The 21,009-nt window shown below is 59.9% G+C and carries 23 protein-coding genes and 2 pseudogenes; 14 read left to right on the forward strand and 11 right to left on the reverse strand.

Annotated features, from left to right (window positions below; all coding sequences use genetic code 11):
* Nucleotides 1-114: 114 nt before the first annotated feature.
* Entirely contained in the window at nt 115-1,032 is a 918-nt protein-coding gene (locus tag JBO08_RS17250; RefSeq protein WP_065875386.1) for a LysR family transcriptional regulator, read from the forward strand.
* Here JBO08_RS17250 and JBO08_RS17255 read toward each other — a convergent pair.
* Nucleotides 1,029-1,925, reverse strand: a complete 897-nt coding sequence (locus JBO08_RS17255; protein WP_065945867.1) for a LysR family transcriptional regulator — start codon at nt 1,923-1,925, stop codon at nt 1,029-1,031. The genes JBO08_RS17250 and JBO08_RS17255 overlap by 4 nt on opposite strands.
* 105 nt (nt 1,926-2,030) lie before the next feature.
* Here JBO08_RS17255 and JBO08_RS17260 point away from each other — a divergent pair, with 105 nt between their 5' ends.
* A complete protein-coding gene (locus JBO08_RS17260; protein ID WP_065875384.1) occupies nt 2,031-2,789 on the forward strand; it encodes an SDR family NAD(P)-dependent oxidoreductase in 759 nt (252 codons plus the stop codon).
* Here the strand turns inward: JBO08_RS17260 and JBO08_RS17265 are convergent.
* Nucleotides 2,746-3,207 carry a multidrug/biocide efflux PACE transporter gene (locus JBO08_RS17265; protein WP_065875383.1) on the reverse strand — a complete coding sequence of 154 codons (462 nt, stop codon included), beginning with the start codon at nt 3,205-3,207 and terminating at the stop codon, nt 2,746-2,748. The genes JBO08_RS17260 and JBO08_RS17265 overlap by 44 nt on opposite strands.
* An 89-nt stretch (nt 3,208-3,296) precedes the next feature.
* Between JBO08_RS17265 and JBO08_RS17270 the strand changes: the two genes are divergently transcribed.
* Nucleotides 3,297-4,151: a LysR family transcriptional regulator gene (locus JBO08_RS17270; RefSeq protein WP_065875382.1), complete on the forward strand. Its 855-nt coding sequence runs from the start codon at nt 3,297-3,299 to the stop codon at nt 4,149-4,151.
* Nucleotides 4,152-4,198: 47 nt separating this feature from the next.
* Here the strand turns inward: JBO08_RS17270 and JBO08_RS17275 are convergent.
* Nucleotides 4,199-4,435, reverse strand: a pseudogene (locus tag JBO08_RS17275) (SRPBCC domain-containing protein); the annotation flags it as partial.
* Between the two features lie 136 nt (nt 4,436-4,571).
* On the opposite strand from JBO08_RS17275, the gene JBO08_RS17280 reads away from it, so the two are divergent.
* Together JBO08_RS17280 and JBO08_RS17285 are read left to right on the forward strand one after the other, a co-directional pair.
* Nucleotides 4,572-5,060 (forward strand): GNAT family N-acetyltransferase, encoded by a 489-nt coding sequence (locus JBO08_RS17280; RefSeq protein ID WP_065875419.1) that lies wholly within the window; start codon nt 4,572-4,574, stop codon nt 5,058-5,060.
* Between the two features lie 20 nt (nt 5,061-5,080).
* Complete coding sequence (locus JBO08_RS17285; protein WP_065875381.1) at nt 5,081-5,686, forward strand: pyridoxamine 5'-phosphate oxidase family protein; 606 nt, start codon at nt 5,081-5,083, stop codon at nt 5,684-5,686.
* A 42-nt stretch (nt 5,687-5,728) separates the two neighbouring features.
* On the opposite strand, the gene JBO08_RS17290 is transcribed toward JBO08_RS17285, so the two are convergent.
* A complete protein-coding gene (locus tag JBO08_RS17290; protein WP_049711832.1) occupies nt 5,729-6,211 on the reverse strand; it encodes a GyrI-like domain-containing protein in 483 nt (160 codons plus the stop codon).
* Nucleotides 6,212-6,407: 196 nt separating this feature from the next.
* Between JBO08_RS17290 and alaC the strand changes: the two genes are divergently transcribed.
* Entirely contained in the window at nt 6,408-7,619 is a 1,212-nt protein-coding gene (gene alaC, locus JBO08_RS17295) for an alanine transaminase (RefSeq protein ID WP_065875380.1), read from the forward strand.
* A 155-nt stretch (nt 7,620-7,774) separates the two neighbouring features.
* Here alaC and JBO08_RS17300 read toward each other — a convergent pair whose 3' ends face one another.
* Nucleotides 7,775-9,127 carry a GntP family permease gene (locus tag JBO08_RS17300; protein ID WP_065875379.1) on the reverse strand — a complete coding sequence of 451 codons (1,353 nt, stop codon included), beginning with the start codon at nt 9,125-9,127 and terminating at the stop codon, nt 7,775-7,777.
* 83 nt (nt 9,128-9,210) lie between these two features.
* On the reverse strand, nt 9,211-9,744 hold the full coding sequence (locus tag JBO08_RS17305; protein WP_065875378.1) for a gluconokinase: 534 nt from the start codon (nt 9,742-9,744) through the stop codon (nt 9,211-9,213).
* 212 nt (nt 9,745-9,956) lie between these two features.
* Between JBO08_RS17305 and JBO08_RS17310 the strand changes: the two genes are divergently transcribed.
* The 6 genes from JBO08_RS17310 (at nt 9,957) to JBO08_RS17335 (ending at nt 15,278) form a co-directional block, all read left to right on the forward strand.
* The gene (locus tag JBO08_RS17310) at nt 9,957-10,988 is read left to right on the forward strand and encodes a LacI family DNA-binding transcriptional regulator (protein ID WP_220074436.1); all 1,032 of its coding nucleotides are present in this window, start codon (nt 9,957-9,959) and stop codon (nt 10,986-10,988) included.
* Between the two features lie 153 nt (nt 10,989-11,141).
* Nucleotides 11,142-11,567: a DUF6252 family protein gene (locus JBO08_RS17315; RefSeq protein WP_220074360.1), complete on the forward strand. Its 426-nt coding sequence runs from the start codon at nt 11,142-11,144 to the stop codon at nt 11,565-11,567.
* Nucleotides 11,568-11,704: 137 nt separating this feature from the next.
* Nucleotides 11,705-12,337, forward strand: a complete 633-nt coding sequence (locus JBO08_RS17320; RefSeq protein ID WP_065875375.1) for a glutathione S-transferase family protein — start codon at nt 11,705-11,707, stop codon at nt 12,335-12,337.
* A 15-nt stretch (nt 12,338-12,352) separates the two neighbouring features.
* The gene (locus tag JBO08_RS17325) at nt 12,353-13,090 is read left to right on the forward strand and encodes an NAD(P)-dependent oxidoreductase (protein ID WP_220074361.1); all 738 of its coding nucleotides are present in this window, start codon (nt 12,353-12,355) and stop codon (nt 13,088-13,090) included.
* A 142-nt stretch (nt 13,091-13,232) separates the two neighbouring features.
* On the forward strand, nt 13,233-14,648 hold the full coding sequence (locus tag JBO08_RS17330) for an MFS transporter (protein ID WP_065889889.1): 1,416 nt from the start codon (nt 13,233-13,235) through the stop codon (nt 14,646-14,648).
* A 132-nt stretch (nt 14,649-14,780) separates the two neighbouring features.
* The gene (locus tag JBO08_RS17335; RefSeq protein ID WP_220074362.1) at nt 14,781-15,278 is read left to right on the forward strand and encodes a hypothetical protein; all 498 of its coding nucleotides are present in this window, start codon (nt 14,781-14,783) and stop codon (nt 15,276-15,278) included.
* Nucleotides 15,279-15,429: 151 nt separating this feature from the next.
* On the opposite strand, the gene JBO08_RS28475 is transcribed toward JBO08_RS17335, so the two are convergent.
* The 3 genes and pseudogenes from JBO08_RS28475 to JBO08_RS17345 all read right to left on the reverse strand — a co-directional run bounded on the left by JBO08_RS28475 (nt 15,430) and on the right by JBO08_RS17345 (nt 17,786).
* Nucleotides 15,430-15,999 carry a methyl-accepting chemotaxis protein gene (locus JBO08_RS28475; protein ID WP_405045930.1) on the reverse strand — a complete coding sequence of 190 codons (570 nt, stop codon included), beginning with the start codon at nt 15,997-15,999 and terminating at the stop codon, nt 15,430-15,432.
* A pseudogene (locus tag JBO08_RS28480) lies at nt 15,973-16,827 on the reverse strand (PAS domain-containing protein); the annotation flags it as partial. The pseudogene JBO08_RS28480 and the gene JBO08_RS28475, both read right to left, overlap by 27 nt.
* Before the next feature lie 89 nt (nt 16,828-16,916).
* Nucleotides 16,917-17,786, reverse strand: a complete 870-nt coding sequence (locus JBO08_RS17345) for a LysR family transcriptional regulator (protein WP_065875371.1) — start codon at nt 17,784-17,786, stop codon at nt 16,917-16,919.
* A 96-nt stretch (nt 17,787-17,882) separates the two neighbouring features.
* Between JBO08_RS17345 and gstA the strand changes: the two genes are divergently transcribed.
* On the forward strand, nt 17,883-18,491 hold the full coding sequence (gene gstA / locus JBO08_RS17350) for a glutathione transferase GstA (protein WP_065875370.1): 609 nt from the start codon (nt 17,883-17,885) through the stop codon (nt 18,489-18,491).
* Between the two features lie 240 nt (nt 18,492-18,731).
* Nucleotides 18,732-19,169 (forward strand): GNAT family N-acetyltransferase, encoded by a 438-nt coding sequence (locus JBO08_RS17355; RefSeq protein WP_065875369.1) that lies wholly within the window; start codon nt 18,732-18,734, stop codon nt 19,167-19,169.
* A gap of 269 nt (nt 19,170-19,438) precedes the next feature.
* On the opposite strand, the gene def is transcribed toward JBO08_RS17355, so the two are convergent.
* Both def and JBO08_RS17365 read right to left on the reverse strand, forming a co-directional pair.
* The gene (gene def / locus JBO08_RS17360) at nt 19,439-19,978 is read right to left on the reverse strand and encodes a peptide deformylase (protein ID WP_065881046.1); all 540 of its coding nucleotides are present in this window, start codon (nt 19,976-19,978) and stop codon (nt 19,439-19,441) included.
* A gap of 3 nt (nt 19,979-19,981) precedes the next feature.
* Complete coding sequence (locus JBO08_RS17365) at nt 19,982-20,932, reverse strand: YihY/virulence factor BrkB family protein (RefSeq protein ID WP_065881044.1); 951 nt, start codon at nt 20,930-20,932, stop codon at nt 19,982-19,984.
* Nucleotides 20,933-21,009 lie beyond the last annotated feature (77 nt).

Consider the following 21,009-nt stretch of genomic DNA (forward strand, 5'->3'; position numbering starts at 1 on the left):
GCTCCGCCAAAAGGTGATATTGGAAAGTAGGCTGCCGCTTGACCCCTTGGGAAGATCTATTATCAGATGACCCATCTTCTGAAAATCAGATAGCCCTACGTTTTGGAGAGGCAGATGTCCCTGACCTTGCGCCAAGTCCGCTATTTCGTCGCCACGGCTGAGATTGGCCAGATTTCCCAGGCGGCGATTCACCTGAATATCTCCCAATCGGCAGTGACCACGGCGATCAAGGAATTGGAGGCCATGCTGGGTGTGCAACTGTTCGTGCGCTCGGCCCAGGGCATGAACCTGACCGATGCCGGCCGGCACTTTCTCAACCGCGCCTATGTGATTGTGCGCAGTGTCGATGATGCGTTGAACAGCCCGTTGCCCGACTACCGCGCCAGTGGCGTGTTGCGCCTGGCGGCCAGCTACACGGTGCTCGGCTACTTCCTGCCCCACCACCTGCAGCGCATGGAACACTGGCACCCGGACGTGACCATCGAGGTCTTTGAACAGGAGCGCCAAGCCATCGAACAAGGTTTGCTCGACGGCCAGTTCGACATGGCGGTGGTGCTCACCGCCAACCTCACCCACCCGGATATCGTCTCGGAAATCCTGTTCAATTCGGAACGTCGCCTGTGGCTGCCCAGCCATCACCCCCTGTGCGAACGCGGCGCCGTGAGCTTGGCGGATGTGGCCCAGGAACCCTACATCCTGCTCACCGTCGACGAGGCCGAACACAGCGCCATGCGCTACTGGGAACAGGCCGGGCAAACGCCAGGGGTGCGGCTGCGCACCAGTTCGGTGGAGGCGGTGCGCAGCATGGTTGCCAATGGCAGCGGTGTGGCGATCCTGTCAGATTTGGTGCACAGGCCTTGGTCACTGGAAGGCAAACGCATCGAAACCCTGACCGTCACCGACCCGGTAACGCCCATGAGCGTCGGCCTGGCCTGGCACCGTGAGCGTGCGTTTACCCCGGCGATGCAGGCGGTGCGCGATTACTTCCACGACGCGTTCCTGGCGCCGCAGCAGTTGTCGGCACGACGCTAAAGCCGGGCTTGCAAGGTGGCGGCAAGCCAGTCCATGAATACCCGTACACGCTGCGGCAAATGTCGCTGGCCGGCGTAAAGCAGCGAGACATCCAGCGGGGGTGCCGGGTAGTCCGGCAATAGCGCCACCAACTCACCGCTTTCCAGCAGGTCACGAATGCCCAGCGCCGGTACCTGGGTAATGCCGAAGCCGCCGAGGCACGCCGCCCTGTACGCATCGGTGCTGTTGACTGTCACCCGCCCGGCCATGGGAACGCGCTGCACCTTGTTGCCCTGCACGTATTCAAAGCCCGCCGAGCGTGAGCCCAACGGCCGCACGTAATGCACCAACTGATGCTGCGCGAGGTCGGCCAGGGTCTCGGGCACGCCGTAACGTTGCAAGTACGCCGCGCTCGCGCAGTTGATCATCGGCAGGTTGCACAGCAAGCGTGCCACTACGGTCTGGTCCGGTTGTGCGCCGACGCGCAGCACGCAATCAAAGCCTTCCGCGAGCAGGTCGACCTGACGGTCGGTGGTGCTGATTTCCAGCTCGATCAGCGGGTGTGCGTCCATGAATGCCGGCAGTTGCGGCAGGATCAATTCCCGCGCCATCACGTTGGGCATGTCCACACGAATACGCCCGCTCAGCTGCGCTTCGTCCTGGCGAAACAGCCCTTCCAGTTCCTCCATGTGCGACAACAAATCCTTGCTGCGCTCATACAACACGCGGCCGTCCTGGGTCGCCTGGACCTTGCGCGTGGTGCGTTGCAGCAGGCGAGCGCCGAGCAGTTCCTCCAGCGCCTGCACATGCTCGGAAACGGTTGAACGCGGCAGGCCCAGGCTCTCGCCTGCCTGGGTAAAACTCGACAGTTCGGTGACGCGCACGAAGGTGCGCAGCAGCTCAAGTTTGTTCATGAGATTGTTCGCTCTATCCGGCCAGTGATTCCGGTTTAACCCTGTTTATCACGTTATGACCGGACAAATACACTCAGTCTCACCACTACTTCAGAGGACTTCACCATGACCCGTAAAATCGCATTGATCACCGGCGCCAGCCGTGGCCTGGGCAAAAGCGCCGCACTGCACCTGGCGGCGCAAGGCGTCGATATCATCGGCACTTACCACAGCAAGGCCGACGAGGCGCAGGCCGTGGTCGCGCAGATCGAACAATTGGGTGGCCGCGCGGCGATGCTGCAACTGGATGTCAGCCAAAGTGCGAGCTTCAATGAGTTTGTTGGCAGCGTCGGCGATGTGCTCAAGGCGGTTTTCGCACAGGATCACTTCAACTTTCTGGTCAACAACGCCGGCATCGGCGCCCACGCCAGCTTTGCCGACACCACTGAAGCGCAGTTCGACCAATTGGTGGCTATCCACTTCAAGGGGCCGTTCTTTCTTACGCAAAAACTGCTGCCGCTGATCCGCGACGGTGGCCGCATCCTCAACATCTCCAGCGGCCTGGCGCGGTTCAGCCTGCCGGGCTATTCAGCGTACGCGTCGATGAAAGGTGCGATGGAAGTGCTCACGCGCTACCAGGCCAAAGAGTTGGGCGTTCGTGGTATCACCGTCAACATCATCGCACCTGGTGCCATTGAAACCGACTTCGGTGGTGGCGCCGTGCGCGATAACGCTGCCCTCAATACCATGGTCGCCAACAACACCGCCCTGGGCCGAGCCGGCTTGCCGGACGACATCGGCGGGGCGATTTCGAGTTTGCTGGCCGACGGCAGCAACTGGATCACCGGTCAGCGCATTGAGGCTTCGGGGGGGATGTTTCTTTAAGCCCCAGGAGCTTCTCGCGCAGCACGTCATAGCCCCAGTGATACACATAGGTGTACGGCAGGAAAAACAGCAGTACACCTATGTCGAGGATGAACGCCTGGATCAGGCTGATGTTCAGCCACGCCGCGATCAGCGGCACACACACCAGAATCAGCCCGCCTTCAAACAGCAACGCATGCAACACCCGCGTCCACGGCGTGTTGGCCAGTTGCAGGCGCGCTTTGAGGCGGTCGAACAGGCCGTTGAAGATCACGTTCCAGGTCAGCGCGATCAGGCTGATCGCCAGGGTGACCATGCCCATTTCCAGGGCGGGCTTGTCCATGATCCACGCCAGCAATGGGGTGCAGATCAACAATGCCAATCCCTCAAAACCGATGGCTTGGCAAACACGTTCAGTAACCGACTTGGTAGGGCTCATAACCAGCGCTCTGTGAGTGACGAGGGTTGCCATGTTTACCCTTTGACTCGATACTTCATAACCAATAACCATCGATCAAGGCGATAGTCATGGCCTCCCATGAAGTGCTGCAGGCGTTCGTACAGGCAGCTACGCAAGGCTCGTTTTCCGCAGCGGCGCGCAAGCTGGGCAAGAGCCAGTCCACCGTCAGCGCGGCAGTGGCGAGCCTGGAGATTGATTTGGACGTGGTGCTGTTTGACCGCACTAGCCGCAAGCCGACACTGACCCCGGCCGGCCATGTGTTGCTGCAACGCGCCGAGCAGGTGCTGGAGGCCAGCAGTCGTTTGGAACTGGCGGCGAGCCAACTGGCCCAGGGGTTGGAGCCGAAGCTGACCATCGCCATGTCCGATACTTACCAGTCCGATCGCTTCGAGGTCGCGCTCAGCGCCTTTGAGCAGCGTTACCCGGACCTTGAACTGGAATGCCTGATCGCTGAGTGCGAGGACTTGATGGCCTTGGTGCAAAGTGGCCGTGCGCACCTCGCTTTTATTGAAAAACAGGATAACTACCCGCCTGACCTCACCGGCGCGCCGGTAGCAGAAAGCACGGAAATCTCACTGTTCGTCGCGGCCAGGCACCCACTGGCCAAACTGAAAAACATCCCCGCCGACACGCTGCAGCAGCATCGCGAACTGCGCCTGGCCAGCATCATCAACCCGACTGAAACCCGCCCCAGCGGCCGCGTGTGGTCGGCGCCGAGTTACTTGATGTTGATGGAGATGGCGCAACTGGGCTTCGGCTGGGCACCGCTGCCGCGCTGGCTGGTGGAGCGTTTTGATGGCGGCCAATTGGTGGAGCTCAAAGCACGCAGTTGGCCGCGCTCGGTGGCGGTGGACGCGTTGTGGTCGCGGCAGCACCCGCCGGGGCCGGCGGGGAGTTGGTTGTTGGGCAAGATGCTCGAGTGATCCCGACCAGACAATGAAGATCAAATGTGGGAGCGCCTACCGTTAGCTCAATCCCTCATGCCTTCGGTGACCAGCGTCACCAGCCGATCCAGGCTCTGGCCCCAGCCGTCATGAAACCCCATGGCCTCAGGGGCTTTTTTATCTTCAGCGCTCCAGTGCATGGCGCGGGCGGTGTAGAGGGTCTTGTTGCCGTCGACCTCTTGCAGGGTCACTTCAGCGGTCATGAACGGCTTACCCGACGGGATCCAGCCCGGCGTAAACGCATCGGTAAACACCAGGCGCCGTATTGTTGTGTTCAGAGATTCAATGGGCGCACGGGGCTCACTATAGTTCGCGTCGCTCAAGGTTTCCGGTCGACCCGACAGACGCCAAACCCGCTAGAATCCCCGCCTCTTTGTAGGATTTCGGATGCGCCCCCCCATGGAAACCCGCCTCGTCCCCTATGAGACGCTGAGCCTTGTACAGAAACAGCAGCTCGACACCCTGCAAGTGCATCCCGAGCAACTGGCGTATTCCGGTGATATCTACTGTGCGCTGAACAGCCTGCTGGCCAATCCCAATCCCGACGCGATCAAAGGCTTCGCCCTGCTAGCCGACGACCAGCCCGTGGCCTTCCTGTTGCTCAAACGCCCACCTTGCCTGCCCCATTGGGCGCATGAACACAGCGCGACGCTGCATGCATTGCAGGTGGACCGGCACCAGCAAGGGCGCGGATTCGGCAAGGCGTGTTTGCAGGCGTTGCCGGCGGCGGCATTGCAAGCGTGGCCACAGATCAAGGGCTTGGAGTTGTCGGTGGACGCGGACAATGTGGCGGCGATGCGGCTGTATCTGGCAGCAGGCTGGGTGGACAGTGGGGAGGCGTACAAGGGGCGGATTGGGTATGAGCGCCGGTTGGCGTTAGTATTTTGAACGGTAAGGAGGTGGTAAGCATGCTGACAACCCTCGAACAACTCGACACCCTCTACGGCCTCCCCCACGAGCGCGCCGTGCGCAAGGAAATCCCGTTTCTCAACGAGGACTACCAGGCCATGGTGCGGGCGTCGCCGTTGGTGGTGGTGAGTTCGTCCGGGCCGGACGGCATCGACGGTTCGCCACGCGGCGATGTGCCTGGGTTTGTGCGGATTGTGGATGAGCGCACCCTGGCGATTCCGGATCGGCCGGGGAACAACCGCGTGGATACCTTGCGCAACCTGATCCAGGACCCGCGGATTGCCTTGCTGTTCATCATCCCGGGGATTGGCGAGACCTTGCGCGTGAATGGCCGGGCGCAGATTTCCATCGAACCTGCGCTGCTGGAGAGCTTTGCGGTGAATGGCAAACCGGCGCGGTCGGTGATACTGGTGCAGGTGGAGGCCGCGTATTTCCACTGTTCCAAGGCGTTTGTGCGCTCGGATTGCTGGAACCCAGAGAAACAGTTGGACCGCTCGGCGTTGCCGTCAGCGGGGGCGTTTCACAAACGGCTCAATGATGGGCAGTTCGACGCCGAGGCGTATGACCGGGAGATGCCGGAGCGGGTCAGAAATACGTTGTACTGATATCCCGCAGAAGCCGGCTAGCCGGCTCCTGCAAGGCGGTCATCAGCCTCTTTCGCCAACCGGCAACCAGATCTCCACCGTCCCGGTGCCTTTGCGCCCATCAAAATCCGCGCTATACCGCTCGAAATCCGCGCCCATCACCTTATAGCCCGAATGGGGCAGCCATTCGAACATGATGCGCTCGTAGGTTTGCTCAAGCGCCTGCACCGGCCCGTAATGCGGGAACACGGCATAGTTGAGCGGCGGAATTTCGATAGACTCGAAGTTGCCCGGCACTTCGGCTTTGCTCGGGACTTCAACACCGGCCATGTAATCGAATTCGCCGTGATGGGGGTTATGGCAAACGCCATACGTCACCCCGCCAACGCGCTGCTTGATGTCCTTGATGCAGGTATCGAACAACTCCCAAAGCTTGGGGATATCACCCACGGTGGCCTTTGAATAACGCCCTTGTACGCCGGCAATCACCAGGGCCTTGCCCGCTTCCATGCGCGGTTCTAACGGTTGTTTTGTCTGCTGATCCATACGAACAGTCTCCTTCTTATGAGGGAACAAACCCGCATCGAGTATAGGGGCATATCCGTATTGGACTCCATGCAGAAAATTTTCCTACGCATCTGGACAACTGGCCATCACCGACCGTATTGTCTGCCCCGCAGGCCACCGCAGTGGCCGACGTCGCTCGGACGGTTCCGGGCGCTTACGTACCCTCGAGGCAACAATGGCTGACCAAGGTTTGCCGCGCCGCTTTGCGCGCATAGATCGACTCCCCCCTTACGTGTTCAATATCACTGCCGAGCTGAAGATGGCTGCGCGTCGGCGCGGCGAAGACATCATCGACTTGAGCATGGGTAACCCTGACGGCCCGACCCCACCGCATATCGTGGAGAAAATGGTCACCGTCGCCCAGCGTGAAGACACCCACGGCTACTCCACCTCCAAAGGCATTCCGCGCCTGCGCCGGGCGATTTCGCGCTGGTACAAAGACCGCTATGAAGTGGACATCGACCCAGAAACCGAGGCCATCGTGACCATCGGTTCCAAGGAAGGCCTGGCGCACTTGATGCTGGCCACCCTGGACCAGGGCGACACTGTTTTGGTGCCGAACCCGAGCTACCCGATCCACATCTACGGTGCCGTGATTGCCGGCGCCCAGGTCCGCTCGGTGCCGCTGATTCCTGGCGTGGACTTCTTCGCTGAACTGGAACGGGCGATTCGCGGTTCGATCCCCAAACCGAAGATGATGATCCTGGGCTTCCCGTCCAACCCCACTGCACAGTGCGTGGAGTTGGATTTCTTCGAGCGCGTGATTGCGCTGGCCAAGCAGTACGACGTGCTGGTGGTGCACGACCTGGCCTACGCCGACATCGTCTACGACGGCTGGAAAGCCCCGTCGATCATGCAGGTACCGGGCGCCAAGGACATTGCGGTGGAGTTTTTCACCCTGTCCAAGAGCTACAACATGGCCGGCTGGCGCATCGGTTTCATGGTGGGTAACCCGGAACTGGTCAACGCCCTGGCGCGGATCAAGAGTTACCACGACTACGGCACGTTCACCCCGCTGCAAGTGGCGGCGATTGCGGCGCTGGAAGGCGATCAGCAATGCGTGAAGGACATTGCCGAGCAGTACCGCCAGCGCCGCAATGTGTTGGTCAAGGGCCTGCATGAGCTGGGTTGGATGGTGGAAAATCCGAAGGCGTCGATGTACGTCTGGGCGAAAATCCCCGAGCAGTATGCCGCCATGGGTTCGCTGGAATTTGCCAAGAAGTTGCTGCTGGAAGCCAAGGTGTGTGTGTCGCCGGGGATTGGGTTTGGCGAGTACGGGGATGATCATGTGCGCTTTGCACTGATCGAGAACCAGGACCGGATTCGCCAGGCCGTGCGCGGGATTCGCGGGATGTTCCGGGCGGATGGCCTGGTCACCAAGGCCTGACCCAATCTCCCTGAAGAAATGCGGTCAAACATGTGGGAGCTGGCTTGCCTGCGATAGCATCACCTCGGTGTATTTGCTACACCGAGGTGCCTGCATCGCAGGCAAGCCAGCTCCCACATTTGATCGGGTTACCACAGGGGTAACGGTGGTGCGGCTTACACCACCAACGACAACAGCATGATAAAGATCAACGCCACGATCGACAGAATCGTCTCCATCGCCGTCCACGTCTTGAACGTCTCAGCCACGGTCATGTTGAAGTACTGCTTAACCAGCCAGAACCCCGCATCGTTGACGTGAGACAGGATCAACGAACCCGCCCCTGTCGCCAACACCAGCAGCTCACGGTTAACCCCTGGAATCATGCCTACTACCGGCACCACAATGCCCGCGCCAGTAATGGTCGCCACGGTGGCCGAGCCCGTCGCGACGCGAATCACCGCCGCCACCAGCCACGCCAGCAGGATCGGGTTGATCTGCGCGTTCACCGCCATATGGCCAATCACGTCGCCCACACCGCTGGTCACCAGCATCTGCTTGAAGCCACCACCGGCACCGATGATCAGAATGATCGCGGCGGTCGGCGCAAGGCTGGCGTCGAGCAGCTTGAGGATTTGCTTGGAGTGAATGCCTTGGCGATGGCCGAAGGTATACAGCGACAGCAGCAACGCCAGCAGCAGCGCAGTGATCGGGTGACCGATCATGTCCATCCAGTTGCGCACCACGTTGCCTTCGGCAAACGCGATGTCGGCAAAGGTTTTGAGCAGCATCAGGAACACCGGCAGCAGCACAGTGACCAGGGTGATGCCAAAGCTCGGCAACGACTTGTTATCGGTCTCGCGGGCCAGTTGGTCGACCAGTTCCTGGGACGGGTTGCCCGGGATGTACTTGGCGATAAACGTACCGAAGATCGGGCCTGCGATGATGGCAGTCGGCAGTGCGACGATCAGGCCGTACAGGATGGTCTTGCCGATGTCCGCGCCAAACACGCCGATAGCCAGCAGCGGGCCCGGGTGCGGTGGCACCAGGCCGTGTACCGCCGACAGGCCGGCCAGCAGCGGGATGCCGATCTTGATCAGCGACACGCCGGTGCGGCGCGCGACGATGAATACCAGCGGGATCAGCAAGACAAAACCGATCTCGAAGAACAGCGGGATACCCACCAGGAACGCGGCAAACATCATGGCCCACTGGACCTTGTCCTTGCCAAAGGCGCGGATCAGGGTCTGGGCGATCTGATCGGCACCGCCGGATTCGGCCATCATCTTGCCGAGCATGGTGCCCAGCGCGAGGATGATGCCGACAAAGCCGAGCACCCCGCCGAAACCGTCCTGGAACGCCTTAATGATCTTGTCCACGGGCATGCCCGAGGTCAGGCCGAGGAAGCCGGCCGCGATGATCAGTGCAATGAACGGGTGCACCTTGAACTTGGTGATCAGAACGATCAACCCGATGATAGTGACCACTGCGTCTAGCAGCAGGTAGGACTCGTGGGACATGCCAAACATGGGGGGTCTCTCCTGTTTGTTGTTGTTATTAAAGCGGGTGTTGAATCTTTCGCCGGGGATAGCGCTATCTTTCCGGCAAAAAATTATCGGGTTCGTTCAAAGCCGTGTTGCAGCCACCAAGTGTTGGTCTGCTCGGCCAGTTCCTCGATGCTGTCTTCGCTGGCGTTGAGGGCCAGGGTCAGCGGTTCGCCTATCGGCGATTCAAGGGTGGCGAACTGGCTGTCTATGAGGCTGGCCGGCATGAAATGGCCGGGGCGATGGGAAACGCGGTCGGCGGCCACTTCGCGGGTCAGCTCCAAAAAGACAAACCCCAGGCCCGGCGCGGCTTCGCGCAGGTGGTCGCGGTATTTTTTCTTGAGTGAGGAGCAGGTGAGCACCGGGTGTTCGCCGGCCTTGAGCGAACGGCGCAGTTCATCGCACAGGATGTCGAGCCATCCGGCGCGGTCGTCGTCGTCGAGGGGGTGGCCGGCGCTCATCTTTTCGATATTCGCGGCGGGGTGAAAGCTGTCGCCTTCAATGGCGGTGGCGCCGTTCAGCCGGCACAGGGCCTCGCTGACGCTGGTCTTGCCACAGCCGGCAACACCCATGATAACCAGGGCGGTAACAGGTTGACTCATGAAACACCTCAGGACGCAGATAGCGCTACCTTTGCACGCTGTAAGGCTAGTGCAAAAACAGGCTTTTCCCGCGCCTCTTGTCTTTTTTTATGGAGTGACGCGTGCATCCGCTCCAATCATTCGAACGGGATCAGGCAACCCAACGTTCAAGCATTTGCAGCCGTTTGGAGACAGCGCTACCTTAGTGCCTCGATTTTTGTTTGGCAAGCCGCCTGATGACCTCTAAGAACGATAAAAAATTGCGCACCACGGGTCGCCCGACCCTTAACGAAGTCGCCCGCCTGGCCGGCGTCAGCCCGATTACCGCGTCGCGCGCCCTGCGTGGCATCAGCACCGTCGCCACCGAGCTGGTGGAAAAAGTGCAGCAAGCCGCCGCCGAACTCAACTACGTGGTCAACCCCGCCGCCCGCGCGCTGGCCTCGGCCCAGAGCCATTCAGTGGTGGTGTTGGTGCCGTCGCTGTCTAACCTGCTGTTCATCGAAACCCTCGAAGCTATCCACCAAGTGCTGCGGCCCAATGGTTTTGAAGTACTGATCGGTAACTTCCACTATTCCCGTGACGAAGAAGAAAACCTGCTGCGCAACTACATGGCCTACCAGCCACGTGGATTGCTGCTCACCGGGTTCGATCGCACCGAAAGCGCCCGACGGATGGTCGAGGCCAGCAACGTGCCCTGCGTGTACATGATGGACCTGGACCCGAATGCCGGCGTGAACTGCGTGGGTTTCTCGCAACTGGCGGCGGGTGAAACGGCGGCAGCGCATTTGCTGTCCCGTGGGTACAAACGCTTGGCGTACATCGGTGCGCAACTGGACCAACGCACTTTGCTGCGTGGCGAAGGTTTCCGCCGGGCGCTGCAACAGGCCGGCCTGTATGACCCGGCGCTGGAATTGCTGACACCGCGGCCCTCTTCGGTCGGCTTGGGTGGCGAGCTGTTTTTGCAGCTGTTGGCCGCCCATCCGGATGTGGATGCGATCTTCTTTGGCAACGACGACTTGGCCCAAGGCGCGCTGCTGGAAGCCATGCGCCATGACATCAAGGTGCCGGAGCGCGTCGCGGTGCTGGGTTTCAACGATCTGCCCGCCTCTTCTTATATGGTGCCGCGCCTGAGCAGCATCAGCACGCCGCGTGAAGCGATTGGCCGGCGCTCGGCGGAGCATTTGCTAACGATCATGGCGGGTAACAAGATCGCCAAGCCGGTGGTGGATATGGGGTTTGAGTTGCAGGTGCGCGAGAGCACGTAAGCGCTTTGCGGCGTGCATTCTGAGCCAAAACACAGCAGGTTGTACTCTTCTGACCTGTCAACTTTGACAGTAGGCAAGCACCGGTGGGCGCCTTATAAGTACATCCTCAAGGATATTTCCTGACACTTGGTTCTCACTGAAAAGGGTCTTGCCATGTACTCGCTCATCTCCAATAAAACGCTATTCGCCAAAGGTATGATCGGCTGCAATGCATCGGTTACACCCCTCCCATTCACCTCAGACTCAGTGGATCTTCAAGACGCGAGCAATACCCAATTTGTAGTCGTTGGCAGCGACAAATCAAAGGATCGAGTTTTATTCATCTACCTAAACAAAAATATCTCCCCAGGAACCTACAACATTGGGCGAGACGAGGAAGTGTTTGCCTATTATTATCATCGTTACTCAGGCTTTGGATGGAGCTACTTTGCGGACAGTGGAACCTTCACGCTATTAAGTGTTGATTTTGCCAACTCGCTATTGGATGGGACTTTTAGCTTCAACGCGCCAGGCATGGAAGGTGAACCGGAAATGAAGATAACAAACGGTGTTGTTAAACTTACTGGCCCTTCACTTTGAAGAAGTATTTTTATTCATTTGACGCGCTAAGGGCCCTTCGCTTGCCAGAGAGCTCTTAACGCCAGCGCCTTACGACGGTCTCGCTCCACCCGCATGTCCCTGCTAAATTGGCTGCTCTCCATCGCAAGGGAAGCACCATGGGACACTCACTGAAAATCCTCGGCCGTACGTCCTCCATCAACGTGCGCAAAGTGCTGTGGACCTGCCAGGAACTCGGCATCGACTACACCCGCGAAGATTGGGGCATCGGTTTCAAGCCTACCCAGTCTGCTGAATTCCTCGCCCTGAACCCCAACGCCCAGATCCCCGTGCTGATCGACGACCACGGCGTGCTGTGGGAATCCAACACCATCTGCCGCTACCTCGTGAACCTCTACCAACGGCATGACCTGCTGCCCGCCGAACCTGCACCGCGGGCCCGGGTCGAGCAGTGGATAGACTGGCAAGCCATCGAACTCAACCGCGCCTGGGGCGATGCGTTCACGGCCTTGGTGCGTAATAACCCGGATGGTCTGGACGCCGCGCAGATCGACGCTGCTGTGCAGGTCTGGAACGACAAGATGGGCATTCTGGAGCAACAGCTCGTTCGCACAAACGCTTACGTGGCCGGTGATGAATTCACCCTCGCCGACATCCTGATCGGGCTGTCGGTGCACCGCTGGCAGATGACGCCCATGGCACGCCCGCCCTACCCGGCTATTGGCGCGTACTACCAGCGGCTGAGCCAGCACAAAGGCTTCCAGACTTTTGCCCTCGACGGCCATAACTAAAATAAGGATTCCACCGTGAAAGGACTCAACGTACTGCTCACCGGCGCCTGCGGCAGAATCGGCAAGACGTTTTTCGAGGCCTCGAAAGACCGCTACCGTTTCACCCTCACAGACCGTATCGCGCCGGATGTCGATCTGGGCGAGCACCGTTTTGTGCACGCCGACCTCAGCGACCCATCCAGCCTCGCCGCCCTGCTCGACGGCATCGACGTAATCGTGCACCTGTCAGGCATTCCGCACGCCAGCGCGTCATTCGACGAATTGCTGCCCAACAATATCCTCGCCACCACCTACCTGTTCGAAGCCGCCGTGGCCGCCGGGGTAAAACGCCTGGTGTTCGCCAGCAGCGCCCAGACCATCGAAGGCTATCCGGTAGACCGCCAGATCACCCCTGGCATGCAGGTGATGCCCGCCAACCTGTATGGCGTGAGCAAATGCTATGGCGAAGCACTGTGTGGTTACTACGCAGCCAAAACGCCACTTTCGACGATCGCCCTGCGCATCGGCGCCTTTGAATTTCCCGAAACCCACGACCTGAACAACGCCCGCGACCTCAGCGCCTGGCTCAGCCCGCGTGATGCGGTGCAGTTGCTGCAGCGCTCGGTGGAGGCTGAAGGCGTGAAGCACCTGATCGCCCATGGCATATCCAATAACCGCTTCAAGCGCCTGGACCTGAGCGAAACCACACGCGTGCTGGGTTACCAACCGGTGGACGATGCCTTCCAGACGTTTGAAATACCCATAACCTACTGAGGCTCTGCGCCATAAAACCTTGAAAGATAGAGCTTTGGCGCAATAAATCGGTGAATGTGCGGCCAAACAAGCTCAACTTCACAAGCACCGATTTCCGTTAGCCCGCTAAGATTCCAGGTCACTGCCCCTGGAATCGCCTCCCATGTCCACACTCACCGCCTCTGCCGCCGACGGCATCGACCCCCTCCGTGCAGCTCATATCAGCGCGCGCATCGACCGCCTGCCCGCCGTTGCGACGGTCTGGCGCCTGGTGGCGCTGCTGTCGATTGGTGGCTTTTTCGAGCTGTATGACCTGTTCCAGACCGCCTATATCAGCCCCGGCTTGATCAGCGACGGGATTTTCCATACCGGCAGCGCGGGCGTATTCGGCTTCTCCGACCAGGCCGCGTTCGCCTCGGCAACCTTCCTTGGCCTGTTCCTCGGCGCCAGCCTGCTCAGCCCCATCGCCGACCGCTATGGTCGGCGGGCGATCTTCACCTTTGCGTTGATCTGGTACACCGTCGCCACCGTGCTGATGGGTATCCAGACCTCCGCCGTGGGCATCATCTGCATGCGTTTTCTGGTGGGGATTGGCCTGGGCATTGAGCTGGTGACCATCGACGCCTACCTCTCGGAACTGGTGCCCAAGCGCATGCGCAGCTCGGCGTTTGCCTTCGCGTTCTTTATCCAATTTCTGTCAGTGCCAGCCGTGGCATTGATGTCGTGGTGGCTGGTGCCGCAAGCGCCGTTCGGCGTGTCCGGCTGGCGCTGGGTGGTACTGTCGAGCGCGGTATTTGCGTTGTTTATCTGGCAACTGCGCAAACGCCTGCCGGAGTCGCCGCGCTGGCTTGCGCAAAAGGGCCGCTTCGAAGAAGCCGGTGCGATCATGGACAACCTTGAGGCGCGCTGTCAGAAAGATCACGGCAAACCACTGGACGAGCCTGAGCCGGAAGCCGTCAGCGTGCAGGGCAGTGGCCGTTTTGCCGATATCTGGCAACCGCCGTACCGTCGCCGCGCGTTGATGCTGATTGTGTTTCATGTGTTTCAGGCCATCGGCTTTTTCGGCTTTGGCAATTGGTTGCCGGCGCTGCTTTCGGGCCAGGGCGTCAGCGTGACCCACAGCTTGCTCTACGCCTTTATCATCACCCTCGCCTACCCGCTGGGGCCGTTGCTGTTTGTGAAAGTGGCCAACCGCTTTGAAAACAAATGGCAGATCGTCGGCTCAGCCATGGGCGCGGTGATCTTCGGCAGCCTGTTCGCGCTGCAGACCACGGCGGTGGGGCTGGTGATCTGCGGGGTGATGATCACGTTCTGCAATGCCTGGCTCAGCTTCAGCTATCACTCGTACCAGAGCGAGCTGTTCCCCACCAACATCCGCGCGCGGGCGGTGGGGTTCTGTTATTCGTTCAGCCGCTTGTCCACGGTGTTCAGCAGCCTGTTGATCGGTTTTATCCTTGAACACCTGGGCACGCCAGGGGTGTTGGCGTTTATTGCCAGCAGCATGTTGATCGTGATGATCACCATCAGTTGGTTCGGGCCGCGTACGCGTAATTTGGCATTGGAAAATATCGCCCATTGACGGCAACAGTTGGCCGCCTGCGGGACAATGCTTGCCGCGGCGGCCACGTCATCCCCAACAAAACCGGGCGCTTCGCACCCGGCACGCTATTTGCTCCACCTGTGGCACCGAACATTCCACAGGTGACCGATCATGCTGGTTAACAACAACACCCAAGCCGTGTCGACCGTTCAACAGATCAAACGGCCTGATAGGGACCCTGCCAACGCCGCTGCCAGCGCGCTGTACAGCGGTGCCCTGCAGGCGGCGCAGCAAAGCGTGACCGTGCCGGCCGCGCAAAAGGAACTGGACAAGGCCACCGACCGTATCGACGAAGCCTTCGCCAAGACCCGCGTGCAACTGCAGACCTCCGCGTCGGCCTCCGATGTGCCCGCGACCAGCGCTACCTCCGGCGCGCGGGCGGATTTTACCGACTACATGAGCAAGACGCCGGCCGAGCGTATCCGTGAGCAATTGCTCAAGGAACAGGGTTTGACCGAGGCGGATGTGCAGAACATGTCGCAGGAAAAGCAGGACGCTATTTCCAAGCAAGTGGCTGAGCGTTTGAAGCAGCAACAAGAGCAGCAGGTAGCGGCGAAGACAGCTGAGCCGCAGGCGCGGGCGGTGAAAGAAACCCTGGCCGCGATCTAAGCCACACCACTGATCAAATGTGAAAGCAGACGTGTGTGAGAGCTGGCTTGCCTGCGATAGCATCACCTCGGCCTACCTGATAGACCGAGGTGTCTGCATCGCAGGCAAGCCAGCTCCCACATTGATTCGGGTTACCAAATCCCCAGTGGCGTTATTGCAGTTGTAGGGTCGAGTTGAACTGACCGATCGCATCCACCACGTGCCGTGAGCCTTCCTGAATCTCCAGGATCACTTGCCCCGCTTCATTCGCCAGCTCCACCCCGAGCCCCGTGCGGCTCAAGCTCGATTGCATGCTCGACACGGCGCTCAGCGACAGGTCGTGGTTCTTGCGCACTACATCCACTATCTCCACCGTCGCCTGGCTGGTGCGCGCCGCGAGGCTGCGTACTTCGTCGGCCACCACTGCAAAGCCGCGCCCGTGCTCACCGGCCCGCGCCGCTTCAATCGCAGCGTTCAGCGCGAGCATATTGGTTTGCTCGGCAATGCCGCGGATGGTCTGCACGATGGCGCCGATGATGTCCGACTGCTTGTTGACCGCATCAATGCTCTCGGCGGCCTGGTTCAAGTCGTGGGAAATCTGTTCGATGATCTGCACGGTTTGCTGCACCACCTCCGAGCCCTTGCGCGCGCAGGCATCGTTTTGCACCGAGGTGGCGTGGGCCGAGTCGGCAGCGGTGCGCAGGGTGGTGACCTGGTCGGTGATGTCGCTGGCGAACTTCACCACTTTGTACAGGCGGCCATTGGGATCGAAGATCGGGTTGTAGGAGGCTTCCAGGAACAGGGTCTTGCCGTATTTGTCTTTGCGCTCGAAGCGGTGTGAATGGTATTCGCCGCGATTGAGGGACGCCCAGAATGCTGTGTAGGCCGGCGATTCCACTTCGTTGCGGTGGCAGAACATGCTGTGGTGCTGGCCGACGATTTCATCCAGGGAATACTGCACGGTCTTCAGGAAGTTTTCGTTGGCATTGAGAATCTGGCCCTGGGGCGTGAATTCGATCACTGCCATGGAACGGCCGATGGCGTCGATCAGGCTCTGGTTTTCATGTTCGTGGTGAACCCGCGCAGAAATATCCGACGCGACTTTGATCACGCTCTGCACCTGATTGTCCTTGTCCAGCACCGGCATGTAGCTGGCTTCAAGCCACACCTCCTGGCCGTGCTTGTTCAAGCGCATGAAGGTGCCACTCAGCGCCTCGCCCCGCGCCAAGTTGCGCCATAGCTTGGCGTAACCGTCGGTATGGGTATAGGCCTCGTCGCAAAAGAGGCGGTGATGCTTGCCGCGAATCTCCTCGGCGCTGTAGCCCATGGTTTTGCAGAAGTTGTCGTTGGCGTCGAGGATCACGCCAGTGGCGTCGAACTCGATCATGGCCATGGAGCGGCTGATGGCCGCGAGTTTGGCGTTGGTTTCGGTCAGTGCGCAGGAAAAGCGTTGGATTTCAAGCAGGTCGGATTTGTGATGGCGGTTGAACATGGTCAGATCACCCTGGATTCCCGGCGCCCGGAAGGCGCATTCCATTTCATATGTTGGGTAGTGCTGGTACACCCTCATGGGAAATAACCATCCAAATCGCTTTATATCCCAAGCGTCATCAACGGTTCTGGGTGAGCATAGACAGGGCTAGGCGCTATGCAAGGCCACTAATCAGCCAGCATTTCTAATAAAGCGCGGGCAGCGGCTGACGGGTCACGGGTGGGCGAGCCTACCAAGGCAAACTCACGGTGCAGCGGCACCGTCAGCGGCATCACGCGCAAGCCTTTGCGCTGGGCCGGCAGAGCCATTTCCGGCACCAGCGTGACGCCAACGCCCTCGCGTACCAGGCTGAACGCGCTGTTCCATTCGCGCACTTCCACGCGGATATCGCGCAGCGTCAGCCCCGCTGCGGCGCCCAGGCTGCGCGCATTCGCGGTACACCCACCGGTGGCGAGCACGAACGGCTGCTCAAGTAATTCCTCAAGCGACACACTGGCATCGGCCGGACGTTGCGCCAACGCATGATCCACCGGTAGCACGGCCATCCAGAAGTCCCGGCCCAATACCGTGGCATTGCGTTCGGGCGTGGGGTTAAGCACTACACCCAGGTCGATCAGCTCCGCATCGAGCAAAGTGAGCACTTCGTTGTCGGTGACATCCAGGGTGGTCACCTCGATCCCCGGATAAAGCTGGGCAAAGCGCTGCAACAACGGTGTCAGGAACCTCGCCAGCACCATGGGAAAACTGGCGATGCGAATCGTCCCACGCAGCATTGGGCGGGCTTCATCCACGGTGCTGCGAATGGTCTGCAAGGCTTTGAGCATCACCCGCGCCTGTTCGATCACACTCAAACCCAGGGCGGTGGGCAAGGTCTTGCGCGGTGCACGGGTAAACAGCTGCGCGCCCAGCGTCGCCTCCATGCCGGCCATGGCCTGGCTGGCGGCGGATTGAGTCATACCGACGCGCTCGGCGGCGGCAGTGATGCTGCCGTGATCGGCCACAGCCACCAGCAGGCGCCAGTGCATCAGGTTCATCATGGCATTCGCTGTTCTTATGGCAGGGGTCTGAAGGTTTAATTTTACGCACGGTGCCATGCCCGCGAGACTGGCGCAAATTCAACGGAGCTGTTCAAGATGAAACTGTATTTCTTTCCCCACGCCTGCTCCCTCGCCCCGCATATCGTGCTGCGCGAACTGGCGTTGCCGTTCGACCTGGTGCGGGTCGATAACCAGGCCAAGACCACTGCCGACGGCGAAGACTTCCTGCAGATCAACCCCAAGGGCTACGTTGCAGCGCTGAAACTGGACAACGGCCAGGTGCTGACCGAAGCCAGCGCGATCCTGCAGTATCTGGCTGACCTGAAACCCACAGCAAATCTCGCGCCGGCCAATGGCAGCTGGGAGCGTGTGCGTTTGCAGGAATGGCTGAATTTTATCGCCACCGAAGTGCATGGTGGCTTGGCGGTGTTCTTCAACGATGCGATTCAGGGCGAGGTGCGAGCCATGTTCCAGGCCACGTTGTTCAAGCGTTTTGCGGTGCTGGTGCAGACGCTGGAACGCCAGGACTATTTGCTGGGCGCGCAGTACTCGGTGGCGGATGCGTATCTGTTCGTGGTGCTGCGCTGGGCAGCCTTTCACGCGATTGATCTGAGCGAGTGGCCGGCGCTGGCGGCGTTTCAGCAGCGGGTGGGTGAGCGGCCAGCAGTGATTGCCTCGTTGGCCGCCGAATCCCCCGAAAGCTGAGCTCATTCAAAAACGGGTCTCAGTGACCGAACAGACCTGTCTCGGTTTTCTTGGCTTTCTTGTCAGCGCGTTTTTCATCGGCGGTCTTTGCCGGTTTTTTCTTCGCGGCTTTCTTTGAATCCATACCTTTGGCCATGATGCATGCTCCACTTAACAGGGGATGTAACACTGGGTATACCACCTATTGCGACGTAGAAGGCGCTTATAATCCCCAGCCCCTGATAACGCTGCCTGAACACCATGCCCGAATTACACATCGAACCGCTGGCAGAACCGTTGTGGCCGCTGCTGAACAAGTTTTACCGCAGCCATAATTCGCCGATGAAGGCGCTCAAGGGCGGGCGTTTGTGGGTGGCCCGGGAGGGTGAGATCGTCGCGGGGCTGTGCCTCACGCCGGTGGTGGGTGGGCAGTGGTTGACCGGTGTGTATGTGGCACCCGCGTATCGCGGCCAGGGGTTGGCGGCGCGGTTGATTCTTACGGCGGTGGCTGCTTGCGAGGGAACCGTTTGGTTGTTGTGTCATCCGGATCTGGAAGGGCTATACCAGCGCATGGGATTCACTCAGGACACGCTGCTGCCGCAATCGCTTAGCGAGCGGTTGGTGCGCTACAAACGCAACAAACCCATGATCGCGATGGGCTTAGATCGCTTGGTGAGGTCGATCTCGAATAATGTGTGATCAGCGCGCGCCAGTGTTCGGCAAACCGGCGTCGGCGGATGCCGTGCTCGGTGTGGAAGACCACCGGGCCAGGTATGTGGCGGTCAGGGAGTCGGATCGGATGACGTTGCGGTTCGTAAAGCCTGCTAGATAATCTGGCCAGAACGCGGACTGAATGTGGGAGCGGGCTTGCTCGCGAATGCGGTGAATCAGTCGCCAAATATATTGACTGACACTCCGCATTCGCGAGCAAGCCCGCTCCCACATTTGGACTTCATTGGATCTGAAAGCTATTCGTCAGCAGTGGGTTCCAACTCCGGGAACATCACGTCAATAAAACCGAACTTACTGAAATCCGTAACCCGTGACGGGTACAACCGGCCGATCAAGTGATCGCACTCATGCTGCACCACCCGCGCATGAAAACCATCGGCAAAACGCACGATAGGCTCACCCTTCGGATCGAAGCCCTCATAACGAATCTGCTGGTAACGGTTCACCGCGCCACGCAGGCCCGGCACAGACAGGCAACCTTCGTAGCCCTCCTCCAGCACCGGGCTCAGTGGGGTGATCAGCGGGTTGATCAGGATGGTCTGCGGCACCGGCGGCGCGTCCGGGTAGCGTTCGCTGGACTCGAAACCAAAGATCACCAATTGCAGGTCGACACCAATCTGCGGTGCGGCCAGGCCGACGCCGCCCACGTGTTCCATGGTCTGGAACATGTCATCGATCAATTGCCACAGCTCGGGGCTGTCGAACATTTCCGGCGGAACCGGCGGCGCGATACGCAGCAGGCGCTCGTCGCCCATTTTCAGGATTTCACGGATCATCGATCAGACTTCGTCAGGGGTGGGCTTGGAATGGTCCCGGCCGAGGCCTGAGACGTGCTGTTTTTCAGTGGTATGAGCCGGTGCATCAAACTCTTTTTCACCCGGTTCCTTACCTTCGGCGGACATGTGTTCGATCACTGCATTCATCTCCGCACCCAGCAGCAGCACCGCGGCGGAAATATAGAAGTAGAGGAGCAGTACTATAATTGCGCCGATACTGCCATACATGGCGTTGTAGTCGGCAAAGGTTTTAACGTAATAGCCAAAGCCCAGGGACGCGACGATCCACACCACCACCGCCAGCACCGAGCCGGGCGTGATAAAGCGGAATTTCTGTTCGACGTCGGGCATCACGTAGTACATGAGGGCCACGGCGAACATCAGCAGGATCACGATCAGCGGCCAGCGCAGGATGGTCCACAGGGTGACCACGAATTCCTGCATGCCGATCTGCGCGGCGATCCACTCCATCACCTGCGGGCCAAGCACCATCAGCGCGGCGGCGGCCAACAGCATGCCGGCAATACCGATGGTGTAGAAAATCGACAGCGGGAAGCGCTTCCAGATCGGCCGGCCTTCAACCACGTCGTAGGCGGCGTTCATCGCGCTCATCATCAGGCGCACGCCAGCTGAAGCCGTCCACAGCGCAATCACGATACCCACGGACAGCAGGCCACCCTTGGATTGCTGCAACTGGTCGATGACCGGGTTGACCTGCTCCAGCGCCTGGGGCGGCAACACCAGCTCCGACTGCAGGCGCAGCCAGGAGAAGAAATCCGGCAGGTGCAGGAAGCCGATCAGCGCGATCAGAAACAGCAGAAAAGGAAACAGCGAGAACAGCATCTGGTAGGCCAGCGCCGAGGCGTAGGTGGGCATCTCGTCATCGAGGAACTCGGTCACGGTGCGCACCAGCACTTTGTGCAGCTTGAGGCCTTGTAATACCGGAAAAAGCATAGCGTCTCCTTTCGCCGCAAAAGGTTGAGTTCGTGGGCGACTCAGGGGCCGTTTTCTACATCAAAGTAGCCCATTTG

It is taken from the genome of Pseudomonas sp. LAP_36, assembly GCF_019456785.1.
Taxonomy (GTDB): domain Bacteria; phylum Pseudomonadota; class Gammaproteobacteria; order Pseudomonadales; family Pseudomonadaceae; genus Aquipseudomonas; species Aquipseudomonas tritici.

Excerpts from the sequence above, each read along its gene's own strand:
- JBO08_RS17250 (WP_065875386.1), top strand. The coding sequence starts at position 115 with ATGTCCCTGACCTTGCGCCAAGTCCGCTATTTCGTCGCCACGGCTGAG.
- JBO08_RS17255 (WP_065945867.1), bottom strand. The coding sequence starts at position 1,925 with ATGAACAAACTTGAGCTGCTGCGCACCTTCGTGCGCGTCACCGAACTG.
- JBO08_RS17260 (WP_065875384.1), top strand. The coding sequence starts at position 2,031 with ATGACCCGTAAAATCGCATTGATCACCGGCGCCAGCCGTGGCCTGGGC.
- JBO08_RS17265 (WP_065875383.1), bottom strand. The coding sequence starts at position 3,207 with ATGAGCCCTACCAAGTCGGTTACTGAACGTGTTTGCCAAGCCATCGGT.
- JBO08_RS17270 (WP_065875382.1), top strand. The coding sequence starts at position 3,297 with ATGGCCTCCCATGAAGTGCTGCAGGCGTTCGTACAGGCAGCTACGCAA.
- JBO08_RS17280 (WP_065875419.1), top strand. The coding sequence starts at position 4,572 with ATGGAAACCCGCCTCGTCCCCTATGAGACGCTGAGCCTTGTACAGAAA.
- JBO08_RS17285 (WP_065875381.1), top strand. The coding sequence starts at position 5,081 with ATGCTGACAACCCTCGAACAACTCGACACCCTCTACGGCCTCCCCCAC.
- JBO08_RS17290 (WP_049711832.1), bottom strand. The coding sequence starts at position 6,211 with ATGGATCAGCAGACAAAACAACCGTTAGAACCGCGCATGGAAGCGGGC.
- alaC (WP_065875380.1), top strand. The coding sequence starts at position 6,408 with ATGGCTGACCAAGGTTTGCCGCGCCGCTTTGCGCGCATAGATCGACTC.
- JBO08_RS17300 (WP_065875379.1), bottom strand. The coding sequence starts at position 9,127 with ATGTTTGGCATGTCCCACGAGTCCTACCTGCTGCTAGACGCAGTGGTC.
- JBO08_RS17305 (WP_065875378.1), bottom strand. The coding sequence starts at position 9,744 with ATGAGTCAACCTGTTACCGCCCTGGTTATCATGGGTGTTGCCGGCTGT.
- JBO08_RS17315 (WP_220074360.1), top strand. The coding sequence starts at position 11,142 with ATGTACTCGCTCATCTCCAATAAAACGCTATTCGCCAAAGGTATGATC.
- JBO08_RS17320 (WP_065875375.1), top strand. The coding sequence starts at position 11,705 with ATGGGACACTCACTGAAAATCCTCGGCCGTACGTCCTCCATCAACGTG.
- JBO08_RS17330 (WP_065889889.1), top strand. The coding sequence starts at position 13,233 with ATGTCCACACTCACCGCCTCTGCCGCCGACGGCATCGACCCCCTCCGT.
- JBO08_RS17335 (WP_220074362.1), top strand. The coding sequence starts at position 14,781 with ATGCTGGTTAACAACAACACCCAAGCCGTGTCGACCGTTCAACAGATC.
- JBO08_RS17345 (WP_065875371.1), bottom strand. The coding sequence starts at position 17,786 with ATGATGAACCTGATGCACTGGCGCCTGCTGGTGGCTGTGGCCGATCAC.
- gstA (WP_065875370.1), top strand. The coding sequence starts at position 17,883 with ATGAAACTGTATTTCTTTCCCCACGCCTGCTCCCTCGCCCCGCATATC.
- JBO08_RS17355 (WP_065875369.1), top strand. The coding sequence starts at position 18,732 with ATGCCCGAATTACACATCGAACCGCTGGCAGAACCGTTGTGGCCGCTG.
- def (WP_065881046.1), bottom strand. The coding sequence starts at position 19,978 with ATGATCCGTGAAATCCTGAAAATGGGCGACGAGCGCCTGCTGCGTATC.
- JBO08_RS17365 (WP_065881044.1), bottom strand. The coding sequence starts at position 20,932 with ATGCTTTTTCCGGTATTACAAGGCCTCAAGCTGCACAAAGTGCTGGTG.